This window comes from Streptomyces sp. NBC_01618, assembly GCF_045209435.1.
Taxonomy (GTDB): Bacteria; Actinomycetota; Actinomycetes; order Streptomycetales; family Streptomycetaceae; genus Streptomyces.
Genome location: NZ_CP109297.1, coordinates 453852 through 466594 on the forward strand (window position 1 = coordinate 453852; position 12743 = coordinate 466594).

At 66.6% G+C, this 12743-nt stretch carries 10 protein-coding genes and 2 pseudogenes; 3 read left to right on the forward strand and 9 right to left on the reverse strand.

Translation table 11 applies throughout. From position 1 onward, the window contains the following. Positions 1 to 73 precede the first annotated feature (73 nt). Both OH735_RS02035 and OH735_RS02040 read right to left on the reverse strand, forming a co-directional pair. Positions 74 to 299: pseudogene (locus OH735_RS02035) on the reverse strand (IS701 family transposase); the annotation flags it as partial. A 64-nt stretch (positions 300 to 363) separates the two neighbouring features. Beyond that, positions 364 to 1065: a hypothetical protein gene (locus OH735_RS02040; RefSeq protein WP_406386940.1), complete on the reverse strand. Its 702-nt coding sequence runs from the start codon at positions 1063 to 1065 to the stop codon at positions 364 to 366. Between the two features lie 153 nt (positions 1066 to 1218). On the opposite strand from OH735_RS02040, the pseudogene OH735_RS02045 reads away from it, so the two are divergent. After that, positions 1219 to 1623 (forward strand): annotated as a pseudogene (locus tag OH735_RS02045) (M15 family metallopeptidase); the annotation flags it as partial. 324 nt (positions 1624 to 1947) lie between these two features. On the opposite strand, the gene OH735_RS02050 reads toward OH735_RS02045, so the two are convergent. From OH735_RS02050 to OH735_RS02065, 4 genes are all read right to left on the reverse strand, one after another. Continuing rightward, positions 1948 to 2514, reverse strand: a complete 567-nt coding sequence (locus OH735_RS02050) for a GNAT family N-acetyltransferase (protein WP_406386369.1) — start codon at positions 2512 to 2514, stop codon at positions 1948 to 1950. 74 nt (positions 2515 to 2588) lie between these two features. After that, complete coding sequence (locus OH735_RS02055) at positions 2589 to 3527, reverse strand: MerR family transcriptional regulator (protein WP_406378916.1); 939 nt, start codon at positions 3525 to 3527, stop codon at positions 2589 to 2591. Further along, a complete protein-coding gene (locus OH735_RS02060; protein WP_406378918.1) occupies positions 3431 to 4009 on the reverse strand; it encodes a hypothetical protein in 579 nt (192 codons plus the stop codon). The genes OH735_RS02055 and OH735_RS02060 overlap by 97 nt, the downstream gene beginning before the upstream one ends. Beyond that, complete coding sequence (locus OH735_RS02065) at positions 4006 to 4689, reverse strand: hypothetical protein (protein ID WP_406378919.1); 684 nt, start codon at positions 4687 to 4689, stop codon at positions 4006 to 4008. Before OH735_RS02065 ends, OH735_RS02060 begins: the two co-directional genes overlap by 4 nt. Positions 4690 to 4818: 129 nt before the next feature. Here OH735_RS02065 and OH735_RS02070 point away from each other — a divergent pair, with 129 nt between their 5' ends. Next, the gene (locus OH735_RS02070) at positions 4819 to 5502 is read left to right on the forward strand and encodes a maleylpyruvate isomerase N-terminal domain-containing protein (RefSeq protein WP_406386370.1); all 684 of its coding nucleotides are present in this window, start codon (positions 4819 to 4821) and stop codon (positions 5500 to 5502) included. A 118-nt stretch (positions 5503 to 5620) separates the two neighbouring features. Then, positions 5621 to 5791, forward strand: a complete 171-nt coding sequence (locus tag OH735_RS02075) for a hypothetical protein (RefSeq protein WP_406378921.1) — start codon at positions 5621 to 5623, stop codon at positions 5789 to 5791. Positions 5792 to 6506: 715 nt separating this feature from the next. On the opposite strand, the gene OH735_RS02080 is transcribed toward OH735_RS02075, so the two are convergent. From OH735_RS02080 to dnaE, 3 genes are all read right to left on the reverse strand, one after another. Next, a complete protein-coding gene (locus OH735_RS02080) occupies positions 6507 to 7379 on the reverse strand; it encodes a hypothetical protein (protein WP_406378923.1) in 873 nt (290 codons plus the stop codon). 51 nt (positions 7380 to 7430) lie between these two features. After that, positions 7431 to 8641 (reverse strand): IS3 family transposase gene (locus tag OH735_RS02085; RefSeq protein ID WP_406378924.1). Its coding sequence is split into 2 segments (ribosomal slippage): positions 7431 to 8344 and positions 8344 to 8641, totalling 1212 coding nucleotides; the frame shifts between segments, so codons are not numbered across the junction. Positions 8642 to 8987: 346 nt separating this feature from the next. Continuing rightward, on the reverse strand, positions 8988 to 12584 hold the full coding sequence (gene dnaE, locus OH735_RS02090; protein WP_406378926.1) for a DNA polymerase III subunit alpha: 3597 nt from the start codon (positions 12582 to 12584) through the stop codon (positions 8988 to 8990). Positions 12585 to 12743: the final 159 nt, after the last annotated feature.

Here is a 12743-nt window from a genome sequence, read left to right on the forward strand (position 1 = left end):
ATTCATCCGAGCGCTCAGAAGGCTTAATGCCCAACCAGAAGATCATCCCACCCGGTCAGTCAACGTGACAGTGCCTCGCGGCGGCCACCCTGACCAGGTCTTTCAGTCGGGAGGTGGCCGGTCCGTAGCAGACGTAGTAAGCGATCTCGGTAGGGTCGCTGACACTGCGGCGGGCCAGGACCCAGTGCCCGAATCCCTCTTCCCAGCAGGGGCGGATCGCAACGCGGGCCCCAGTCGTAGATCCGTTCCCCGTGCGCGCCCTGCCCGCCCGACAGGCGCTTCCAGCGTTGCTGTGGCAGCGCCCTCCGAATCACCCAACGAGGCACCCACAAGATCTGCACCCAACCGGATTCGCCAGGCGGTCTACGCCGGGATAAGGACGGTGAGCCATTCCGCTTCGCGTGGCCGGTACCCGTAACGATCCCCCAGCCCCGACACGATCGCCGGGACGTGGCCGGCCCCGTAGACGATGGCCACCCGGATCGGCTCGTCGCCGCGCTCCGCGTGGATTTCGCCGAGCGCGTCGAGCAACTGCTGATCGCGCCGACCGGTCATCGCGTGCTCCACAGGATCGTCGGCCATCAGCTCCGCCCGCAGCGTCGACGGCAGATCCTCAACTACCAGGTCCTCATCGAGGAAGGCGCGCGGACCGCGCAGCGCGAACACCAGGCCCATCACGGGAGCCGCGACCATGAGCAGCAGGTACGTCCACCGCGGCAGCGTCTTCAGGTCCGCGATCGCCTCCGCCGCGGTCACATCAGGGTTGATAACCGGCACGTCCTCGGGGAGCAGCAGCTCCTCGCGCTGCTCCTGCAGGCCGTTGCGCCGCCGGCGTGGGGTGAACCGGTAAGCGAGCGTGAGGGCACTCACTCCGACCGACTTCCCTCGGATTCCCTCGATGACAATGAGGTCGCATTCCCTGAGCCTGATGCGGACCTGGGAGTAGAACGTCGGCGAAGCCACATGCAGCATCGGGAAGATCACAAACTCAAGTGGCGTTCCTGTCCGCCTCATGGTGATCACAGCAGATCGAACGGCATAACCGGTCACCTCGATAATCTGCATGATTCCCCCCGCAAACCTCGCCCGGTTTCTCTTCCACCCGTACTAGGACACGAGCCCGCCCAGGGCCGCGGTTCCCCCGGCGCAAGCCGTGCCACCGGGCAGTGGGGTATCGAGCAGACACTCCCGCGACATCACCTGGTCGCTGACCACCCCCGGCTGCTGCACGCGCAGTCGCTGCTGCCCACCGGCGTGCGGTTGCTGTTCGTCGAGGGCTTCCGGCCGCCGGCCCTGCAGCGGCGGTACTTCGAGGAGTACTCCGACGAGCTGGCCCGCGCCCATCCGGACTGGCAGGCCGCCGAGCTCCGGGAGGCCGCCAGCCGCTTCGTCTCGCCTCCGGAGATCTCACCGCACTCCGCCGGCGCGGCCGTCGACGTGGCGCTGATCGACCACCTCGGCCGCGAGCTGGACATGGGCACGCGCGTCAACGCCTCCCCGGGGGAGTCCGACGGCGCCTGCTACACCGACGCCCCCGGCCTCAGCGACCGGGCCCGCACGAACCGGGCCACGTTGGGCCGCGCGCTGTCCGCCGCAGGCTTGATCAACTACGGCACCGAGTGGTGTTCCCAGTCAAGTTCTTGTGTTCAGACTTTGGGTGTCAGTAGCAGGTGCCTTGAAGGGGCGGACGGATGACGGTAGTCGCGGGCAACTCCGTAACAGTCCATTCGTGATCGGGTCTGGTGCACCGGTTGAACTTCGACCCGAGGGCAAGATCCGCAGGCATCCGAGCATTGCTCCCGCGGGAGGATTGTGACTGTGTCCCGCCTCGTTGTCCTGGGCGGCATCGGAGCTCGCTTCGAACACAGTCATCTCGTCGTGCGCCTCGAGGCTCCGCACGGCGTGGGCGTCCTCCTCTGATTCGCCGAAGCAGCAGAGTGGGGGATCTCAGGCGCTCGTGTGCCGTGTGTGCAGGTGGCCTTCGTGGGGGAAAGAAGGAGGCGCCGCTGGCAGGACACTGTCAAAGTCGTACCGACTCTTTCGCGCAACCTGACACGATGCCAGGTTGCCGACTTGGTGGAGGAGTTCCAGACGCTCCAGCCCGTCGGCTTCGAAGGTGCCGAAGGCCCAGCTAGTGAGTGTCTCCAGAGCGCGGGGGGCCACTCCCCTTCCGCGCGCGTGCGCCGCGGTCCAGTAGCCCACCTCGGCCGCTGGTTTGCCGGAGGTGACCTCCTTGAGGACCACATTACCCACCAACTGTTCGCGAACAGAGCTGGGTTGTGTCTCGCAGACCGCGAAGCCAAAGCGGTTCCCGGCTGCCCATCCTCGCTGTTGGGCCCATACCCACCGTGCCCCGTCGGCTTCGTTCTCCACGACGTGGCTCGTCCAGTGGCGCAGTACGGGATCCCGGAACACCTCGACCAATGCGGCAACGTCCTCCATGCACCAGGGGCGAAGAATGAGAGCGGGAGAGGTCGTTGTCGCGGCTGTCTGAAGGACGACGGGGGTATGCACTGGCCGATCACGTGCGGCGGTGTGCTCGCCCGACGCCGACCATGGCTGGGCCATGCCGCCTTGTGGCCGGCCAGTCATCGCTGTGCCCGGACGCGCAGGGCCTCGACGGACCAGTCGAACGCGGGCGCCAGACTCTCCGGGGCCGGCCAGCCGTTGACGACCGCGAGGAGCCGGAGATACCGCTCCCTGCGAGGGTCGTTCACGCTCTCCAGCCGAGTCGACAGCCGGTGGCGAAGTTCGGCGTTGTCGGGGAGGCCGAGGATATGGGCGTAGTGCGCCGTGAACGCCGCGACGATCGGATCGGCCTCGGGCGAGGCGGGGGCGATGCCGACGGCCAGGGCCGGGCCGACCTGGTCGCGAATGACTGCCACCGCGTCACGGCGAGGCCCCGGAACGCCGTCGTGGGCCTGTTCGGCGACCTGGTCCTCTGCGATCCGGCGCAGTCCGGCACGGAAGTCCGGATCCAGGGACAGCTCGGCCAGCTCCACCCACGCCTGAACTTGCTCGGCCTCGGGGTTATCAGGGAGTTCGGGGGTCATCGAACGTATAACCCCCGCGAATGCGGGGGCGGTGTCGAGACCACCAAAAACAGCATCGAGGAAATCTCCGATCAGACGTCGGCGTTCATCCTCGGAGAGCTGTGCCAGCTGGTGCATGAGTTCTGTCTCCTCAGGGGTAGACCCGCGCTCGGCCACTGCCGTCAGCACCGCGCGCCGCAGACGCAGGACGCCGATCTGCACGGCCAGTGCGTCGGCGTGCGCCGCGGCGACTTCGGGAAGCGAGAGCTCCCGGTCCACGACCTTGCGGATCGTGGGAAGGTCCAGTCCCAGCTCACGCAGGGTCCGCACGAAGGCCAGGCGTGCGAGGGCGTTGGTGTCGTAGAGGCGGTAGCCGGCCGGGTTGCGTTCCGTCGGCTTCACGATTCCGCGATCGGAGTAGAACCGAATGGTCTTGACCGTGAGACCGGTCCGCCGAGCGAGCTCGCCGATCGAGTAGAGCGTGGTGCCGTCCATGTCCCCACCTTTATGTCTCCCCCTACGGGAGACTCAAGCCGTCTTGCCTGCCCCAGGGGATCAGTCAGAAGCAGGATGAACGCGGTCGAGACGGACGACATTGTCCAGGGCCTCTTCCGGGCGATTCTCCGGATGCCGGCCCCGCGGGTGAGTACGGCGTTCGCGAGCGCAAGCTGGGTGACTTGGTGCCGGAGTGCCATGATTTCGGCCTTCTGCGCGGCAACAGACTCTTTGAGGTCGGACACGGTCTCGCGGAGCCGCTTCTCCGATTCGGGGAGTTGCTTCGTCTCGGCGCGGACGCGCTCGTAGAACTCGTGCTTCAGGTCGACATGGCGTTTCTGAAGGGCCATGCGGTGGACACCGGCCTCGGCAGCGAGAGCAACGATGGTCAGCGCGCCGTTGGAGGCTGTGGGCCGGCCGGTGAGGAGCCGGTCGATGGCTGCGCGGATGCGTGCGCGCTCGTCGGTGGATTGCTCGGTCATGTCAGGTCCTCGGCGGGCTGAGCGGTGGCGTGGTGAGTGTCGGTAGTGGCGCGGTGCCGCTCAGCGGTGGCGCGAAGGCGCCTGGCTAGCGGCTGAGGGGCGTGGGCCGCGAGTTGGTTGATGCGGTCGGCTTCTTCCAGTAGTTCGTTCGCGTGCCTGTCGAGGCGGACGGCGTTCCCGCAGCCGGGGCGGCAGTCGAACTGGTTCGGTGCGGTTGCGTTGGGGCCTGGTTCGCAGAGCGCGTTATCGCGCTTGAAGACGCAGATCAGGAAAGCGTCTGGGTTGTCGAAGAGAACCAGGCCGTCGCGTGCCAGGTAGTCGGCGGCCTGTTTGGCGAACTTCTGGGTGATGGTACGGCCTTCGAAGCGTGGTCCCTGGACCGCTGCGGTGAGGGCTCGTCGGGCGGCGGGCCCGGAAATCTTCTCGCCGGCGGCGAGGCGGTCCCGCAGCCGCGCCGCGGTGTCGGCAGCGGCCAGGGCGGTCTCGACGTCGAGGACGCTGTGGATGCCGCGGCGGCTGCGGCTGCCGTAGCCGCTGGACGTACGGGCGTCGAGGACGGTGCGCATGTGGCCGTACTGGATCGCGAGCGCGACGAGCCCGCCAGGTCGGCGGGCGATGTGCCATGCAAGGGTGCGGCTTGTGTCCGCAGAAGCCGTGCGCGGTGGTGTCCGTGTTGCCATTGAGTAGGTGCTCCCTTCGGGAGCGGGTTCGCGACGCTCATGGTCGGCGGTGTTGCGTTTCCATCGTCTCGCAGTGATGCAGATCACTCCTTGGTTTGCTGGGTGGAAGCCGTTGGTAGCTTGATCACCATGGATCAGGGCCGGGTGCTGGAAGCGTTTCGCCTCGAAGCCGGGGAGGTCTCTCGGGCGGTTGCAGGTCTGTCGGAGGCGGAGTGGGATCTTCCGACACGGTGTGAACCATGGTCCGTGCGAGAGCTGTTGGGGCATGTCCGAGTGGTGATCGCATGGTTGCCGGGCATGCTGGATGCTCCGCCGCCGGACAAGGCTGAGGTGTCCGCGGTGGAGTACTACCGGCCCGACGACCGTTTCGCCCCGCAGACGAACACGGCCCGCATTGCCTTGGCCCAAGACCACGTGGCCAGGCAGGCCAGCGGTGCCGCGCTCGCCGACGACTTCGCCGCGACCTGGCAGCGGGTGGACCGGCTGTGCCGCGCCGAGCCCGAGGACCGCGTCGTGCGTACTCGTCACGAGGATGCGATGCTCCTGTCACAGTTCCTGGTCACCCGGGTGGTCGAGGTCGCCGTCCATGGCCTGGACCTGGCCGAAGCGCTGGGGCGCGAGCCGTGGCTGACCCCGCAGGCCGCAGATGCCGTGCTGGAACTGCTGCTCGGCCCGGACCGGATGACCGCGACGCTCGAACTCGACTGGGACCAGCCCAAGTTCCTGCGCAAGGTCACCGGGCGCGAGCCGCTCGACGCGGCGGAGACCGCGCAGGTCGAACGGCTCGGCATTCGATGGCTCACGCTGGGCTGACGCCGCGACCACAGACCCGCAATCAACTGCACGACCCGATGACAGCCGTCCTCGCGGAGGGAAGCCGGGCGACGCGACTCGCTCCGTCGGCAGCAGCGCGAAGCCGGACGATCTCCTCATGCTGGGCGGCGAGCCGGGCCAGGGCCTGGATGCGGAAGTCGGAGAGTTCATCGACGGTGCTCTCCGACTGGACGAGCCGTTCCTTGAGCTTCGTGACCTCCGTTTTGAGGCGGGCGATCTGGGCTTCCCGCGGGTCGGGGATCTCGCCGGCCTGCTGCAGGGCCTGTAGGCGTCGCTCGAACTCGACGCGGAGGTGAGCGTAGGGGCGGCCAGCATCGGCTGAAGCACTGCGTCGGAGACCGGCGGGGTCTTGTTCTGCCCGACACCGCTGTTGTCCTCGGCGATCGCCGAGGGTGCGGCCCCGCTCCAGGGCCGCAGGTCCGCCGGGACGCGATCGGCGGCGAAGAGTTCCCGGTAGTTGAGCAGGTCAGTGACAATCAGCGCGGCGAGCCGCCGGGTGCTTGAGCCCCGCTCACCGGCGACGATGTCGTCCTCGTCCCGCTCGTAGCGGCGATGGGCCAGGTAGGCGTCGCAGTCGTTGCTGTTCAGGTCTTCGAGGTTGGTCACACCGTGTGTGGGGAGCCACTTCATGAAACGGATGAGTTCGGCGAGACGACCGTGACTGGTGCTGACGTGCAGCGGAGTCCGGTAGGCCCGCGCCAGGGAGGCCACCGCCTCATGATGGGGAGCGAGGAGGGCCATGACCAGCTCCTTCGCGACCAGCCGCCAGCGGGGATTGCTGATGGCAGCGAAGTTGAAGCGCCGGTGCTGAGGTGCCAGCGAGATCGGGAGGCCGACGACCTCGGCCAGGTCCCACAGATCGTCTTCGAAGGCGGGGCGCCGTACTCCCTCGGGCAGCGGGAGACTGGCTTCGCGGCAGACATCGACGCCAGCGAAGACCGAGCTGGCGGCCGCAGTGGGGCTGGTAAGTGCATGCAGGATGGTCATCGTGTCGTCTCCTCGGGCCGCAGTGACAGCTCGTCGTCATGGTCACCGACTGCTGTGGCGGCATCCGCCACCACCGCCGGGTCGAACCGGTCCAGGACGTGACCGATCCGCTGGGAGTACGGGCCGAACACGGCCATGAAGTGGGCAGCGGGCATCTGCTGCCACTGCCGGGAGAAGAACGCCTTCAGCCTCAGGAGATTGGGGACATGGCGAGGCGCGAAAACCGCCAGTGGGCAGAGCAGACACACCCATGGCCGGGCCGGGCACGGTTTGCCCTTCGGCCCGTGCAGCCCGGACAGCTGATCAGCGCAGGCCGCCGTGAATACATCGCGTTCCCCGCCGACCAGCTCGGCGATCACCGTGTTGTCGAGCTGGAGCGCGTTGATCAGCTGCGGGTAGTCCCGGGCCAGGGCGGCGGCGTCCTCGTTCGTGACCACGGTCGGAGGGTGGGCTCTTCGCAGCAGGTCATGCTGGGCGTCCTCAACGAGTGCGTGCACTGCCCGCTGCTGGGACGGCGTCGTCGCGGTCAGGTAGTGGTCGCCCTCGACCTGCGGGCTGTGGTTGGGGTCGATGGTCGCCCGTCCTTGGCCGTTCCAGGCCCGCCGGTCGCGCATCGCCAGATGCGTCGTACGGATTCTTCCCCGGTGGATCTTCAACACCTTGCCGTCATCGCCGGTCAGGCCACGCTGCAGGGTCCACGCTTTGACGGTGTTGCGGTGGATCGCACCGCTGAAGGTCCCCGCGGTTCCGGGCCGGGTGACGCCCAGCCACAACTGACGGGCAGTCTCGGGACCGGCGTGGCTTCGCAGCAGTGCAGAGTGTGCAAGCCACTGTTCCAGCAGCCGCACCGCCCTCTTCGGCAGGTTCACGCTCTCGCCGGCGGTCCGGCCCTGGGCCTTGACCCCGGATCTTGAACACGTCTATGCGGCTCGGGTCAGGGTAGTTGATGTTGAGTGGAAGGTGTTCTCGTAAGCGATCGGTGATCGCTGGCCGAGCCGGGAATGCCGGCGTCGGGTGTTGTAGCGGGACAGCCAGCGGAAGGCGTCGAGTCGGGCCTCACGCTCGTTCGACCAGCCTTTCCGGCCCCTCAGTGTCTCCCTTTTGAAGGACGCGTTGAAGCTCTCCGCGGCGGCGTTGTCCGCACTGGACCCGACCGCGCTCATACTCTGCCGTACCCCTGCTGACCTGCAGGCCTCTGCGAATATCCGACTCGTATATTGCGATCCATGATCGGTGTGCATCACCGCTCCGGCCAGGCTTCCGCGGGTCCGGATCGCGGCGGCGAGGGCGTCGGTGACGAGTTCGGTGCGCATGTGATCGGCGATCGCCCACCCGGCCAAACGCCGTGAACAGAGATCGATGACGGTCGCGAGGTAGCAGAACTTCCCGCCTCCGACGCTCAGATAGGTGATATCGCCGACGTACTTCGTGTTCACCTCGGTCGCGGTGAAGTCGCGACCGATCAGGTCCGGGGCCTTCGCCGCGGCCGGGTCCGCAATGGTGGTGCGGTGCCGGCGCCGCAGACGTACTCCTTCGATCCCGATGGTCCGCATGATCCTGGCGACGCGCTTGTGGTTGACTGCCTGGCCGCCGTCGTCGCGGAGCTCGGCGGTGACCCTCGGGGCGCCGTAGGTGCCGTCGGAGTCCTTGTGGACCCTGCGTATCCGGGCCGCGAGCCGCTCATCGGCGGCCTTGCGGGCGGCGCGGGCCGGTGCGGTGCGGCGCCAGTAGTAGAAGCTCGAGCGGGCGATGCCCAGGATGTCGCAGAGCCGCTTGACGCCGAACCGGCGCTGGTGGTCCTCAACGAACTGGCAGCGGTTCACCAGCGCGTCTCCCCTGCGAAATACCGGGCTGCCTTGCGGAGGATGTCGCGTTCCTCCTCCAGCTCGCGGATCCTCTTCCTCGCGGCAGCGAGCTCCGCCTGAACCGCGTCATCACCAGGCCGCGGCGCCACCGCAGGTGTGGAGTGAGCGCCGGACCTGCGTCCGTCGGCGGCCCGGATCCAGTTCCGCAGCGTCTCGGTATTCACTCCGAGGTCGATGGCGACCGACTTGATCGTCGCTCCCGGACGCGACCGGTACAACGCGACCGCATCCGCCTTGAACTCGGCGGGGTAGTGCTTCATCCCCACAGGGACTCCGTTCTCCTGGACCATCACGATCCAAGTCTCTCCGGTGTCCAAAACCCGGGGTCAGGGCCCTGTCCCCGGTGGGCCGCTTCCCTGTACTCCTGGGCCGCATCAAGGACGGGTGTCGCGTATTCGCATCCAATGCAATTGGCGTCGGTAAGACCAACAGAACAGTCAGTATCGGTGAGATTGATCTTGCACAGTCAGAGGACCCGGCGACATCCCCCGGGTTCTCTGTAGTGGTGGGGCAATCGCAGGTCAGCCTTGCAGTGCGAAGTGCACGAGGAGACGTTCCTTCTGGTTTTGGATGTCCGCAGCTCGATGGCATCCCACCTGGCGGTCCTCGGCATCATGCGATGCCCGCCCATGCTTCAGCTCCGAAGGTGCCTTTCACGTCGGAGGCGATGGTGGTGGCGTCCACCCTGGCTTGCAGGGCGTAGACGGTGGTTTTCCGTGTGCCACGGACGCTGAGACGGACTGGGCTGTCGCCCGGGTGGGCCGCGAGGATTCTCTTCAGTTCGCTCACGGACCGCTCCGTGACCCGGTGGGCGGGGAGTTCAAGTCCTACGGGAGGTTTCCCGCCGTGCTCGGCCGAGGACACGTCCAACATCGTCAGTTCTCTGCCGAAGATGTTCACCGTACCGTCGCGGTCTTCGATCTTGCCTCTAACGGAGATGACGTTGTCCTCGGCCAGCGCGTGTTGCACGAGCTGGTAGGAGGCAGGGAAGAAGAGGACCTCGATGCTGGCGTCACGGTCTGCGAGGTTTACGATGGCCCACGCGTTGCCCTGTTTGGTCATCTTGAGCTGGATGCCGGTGATCAGCCCGGAGAGCTGGATGTCTCCGGTGGTGCGGCCGGAGGTGAGAAGTTCGGCGATGGAGCAGTCCCGGGCTCCGGTGAGGATGTGCTCGGCGCCGTCCAGTGGGTGGGCGGAGACGTACAGGCCCAGCATGTCGCGTTCGGTCGCCAGGAGCTGGCGGCGGGGCCACTCGGCGTCGTCGATGGGGAAGTCCAGGCCGAAGGCCGGTCCGTCGCTGCCTTCTCCGCTGAGATCGGCGAAGAGGTCGTCTTGACCGAAGCTGGCCGCCTTCTTCACGGGAATGATGGCGTCGATGGCGTCTTCGTGGATGGCGGTCAGGCCCTTACGCGCATGTCCCAGGGAGTCGAAGGTGCCGGCTTTGATCAGGGATTCGACGGCCCTCTTGTTCAGTGCGGGCAGGTCGGCTTTGTCCAGGAAGTCGAGGAAGGAAGTGAACTTCCCCTTACTGCGGCGGGCACCGACGATGGCCTCGATGACATTGTCGCCGACGTTGCGTACGGACCGCAGTCCGAACCGCACGTCGTCGCCGACGGCGGTGAACTCCGCGACGGACTCGTTCACGTCGGGCTGGAGGACCCGGACGCCGTTCTTGCGGGCGTCGGCCAGGTAGATCGCGGCCTTGTCCTTGTCGTCGCCCACCGAGGTGAGCAGGGCGGCCATGTATTCGGCCGGGTAGTTCGCCTTCAAGTACGCGGTCCAGTAGGAGACGAGGCCGTAGCCGGCGGTGTGGGACTTGTTGAACGCATAGCCGGAAAACGGGAGCATGACGTCCCACAGCGCCTTGATGGCTTCCTCGCTGAATCCGTTGCCCTGCATGCCGTCGTGGAACTTGTCCCACTCGGCGGCCAGCACCTCCGGCTTCTTCTTGCCCATCGCACGGCGCAGCAGGTCGGCGCCGCCGAGGGTGTACCCGGCCAGTTCCCGGGCGATGGCCATGATCTGCTCCTGGTAGACGAGCAGATGAAAGGTGTTGCCGAGGATCGGCTCCAGGGCGTCGCGCAGCTCGGGGTGGATCGGGGTGATCTCCTGGCGGCCTGTCTTACGGTGCGCGTAATTGGTGTGTGCGTTCGCCGCCATGGGGCCGGGGCGGTAGAGGGCGTTAACCGCAGCGATATCTTCGAACCGGGTGGGTTCCATCTGTTTCAGCAGGACCCGCATGCCGCCGCCGTCGAGCTGGAACACACCAAACGTATTGCCTTCGGCTAGCAGCTGGTACGTCTTGGCGTCGTCCAACGGGATCACCACGGTGGAGGGGTCGCCGTCCAGGGGGTCCACGGTGGCCAGGTTGATGCCACGGTTCTCGCGGATGTTCTCAATGGCCTGATCGATGACGCCCAGGTTCCTCAGCCCCAGGAAATCCATCTTGATCAAGCCCATCGCCTCGCACGACGGGTAGTCGAACCCGGTGATCTTCACGCCGTCCGAAGCACGCATGTGCAGCGGGATGCGGTCGGTCAGCTTCGTCTTAGAAAGGATCACCGCAGCGGCGTGCACACCGGTACCGCGGGTCAGGCCCTCCACCCCGCGCGCCGTGTCCATGACCCGCTTCACGTCCGGCTCGTTGTCATACATCTGCCGGAGCTCGCCGGCCTCGCCGTACCGCTCGTGAGAGGGGTCGAAGACGGCCGCCAGCGGGGCTGACTTGCCGTTCTGGTCCGGCGGGAGCGCCTTGGTGATCCGCTCACCGTGGGAGTAGGGGTAGCCCAGGATGCGCGAGGAGTCCTTGGTCGCGTTCTTGGCCTTGATCTTGCCAAACGTGTTCACCATGGCGGTGTACTCGTCGCCGTACTTCTCGGTGACGTAGCGGACCATTCTGTCGCGCTGGCGGTCGTCGAAGTCGAGGTCCACATCCGGAGGGTTGATGCGCTCGGGGTTGAGGAACCGTTCGAACAGCAGGCCGTGCTCCAGAGGGCACAGTTCGGTGATGCGAGTGGCGTAGGCCACGATGGAGCCGGTGGCAGAGCCTCGGCCCGGGCCGAGGGGGATCTTGTTCTCCCGGGCGTGGCGGCAAATGTCCGCCACGACGAGGAAGTAGGAGCTGAAGCCCATGGGTCCGATGACCGTCATCTCGGTCTCGAAGCGGTCCAGGACGTGCTGGGGAACCGGGTTCCCGTAGCGCATCGCCAGGCCCGCGAGGACTTCCTTCCGCAGCCACGACTCCTGGGTTTCACCCTCGGGAACGTCCGGGAACTGCGGCATCTCGTCGACGTAGTCGAAGACCTCGTCATAGGACTCGATGCGCTCGGCGATCAGCAGGGTGTTGTCGCAGGCTTCGGGAAGATCCGAGAAGAGCCTGCGCATCTCGGCGGCGGTCTTGAGGTAGTAGCCGGAGCCGTTGAAGCGGAAGCGCTTCGGGTCATCTTTGTTCTTGCCGACACCGATGCACAGCAGGCTGTCGTGGGCGTCGGCCTGGTCCTCGGTGACGTAGTGCGCGTCGTTGGTGGCCAGGAGAGGGATGCTCAGCTCCCTGGCCAGCCGCAACAGGCCGTCGCGGACGTTGCGTTCGATGTCCAGGCCGTGGTCCATCAGTTCCAGGAAGTAGTTCTCGCGGCCGAAGACCTCCTGGTAAGCCGCAGCGGCGGCCTTCGCCTCGCCGTACTGGTTCAGCCGCAGCCGGGTCTGGATCTCACCGGAGGGACAACCGGTGGTGGCGATGATGCCCTGCGGCCGCTCAGCGATCAGCTCGCGGTCCATGCGCGGCTTACCGACCGGGAACTGTCCCTCATAGCTGGCCTGCGTGCTGAGCCAGAACAGATTCCGCAGGCCCTGGACGTTCCGCGCCCACATGGTCATATGGGTGAAACGGCCGCCACCCGAGACGTCTTTCGATCCCTCACCGTCATCGCTCACGGCACGGCGGCCTCCCGGCCCCCAGAACTCCTGCTTCCGGCCGAAACGGGAGGAAGGCGCTACGTACGCCTCGATACCGATGATGGGCGTGATGCCCTCGAAGCCCTTCGCGACCTGCGCGAATTCATAGGCGCCAAACATGTTGCCGTGATCGCTCATGGCAATCGCAGGCATCTGCTGCCGGGCCACCTCGCCGAACATCGGCTTCAGCTTCTGCGCGCCGTCCAGCATCGAATATTCGGTGTGATTGTGCAGGTGAACGAAAGGATCCGGCACGGGTGAGTTGCCTCCGCGGCGAGTAGGAAGCCCCACCCCGACCAGAGCCGCGATGGTGACCTTGCCAGCGACCGACCGCACCGACATCGGCAGATGGGCGGGCTACTCGGTCCGTCGCGGTGTGATCGCGTGGACGGGGCGACCAGCAGGATCGAACCT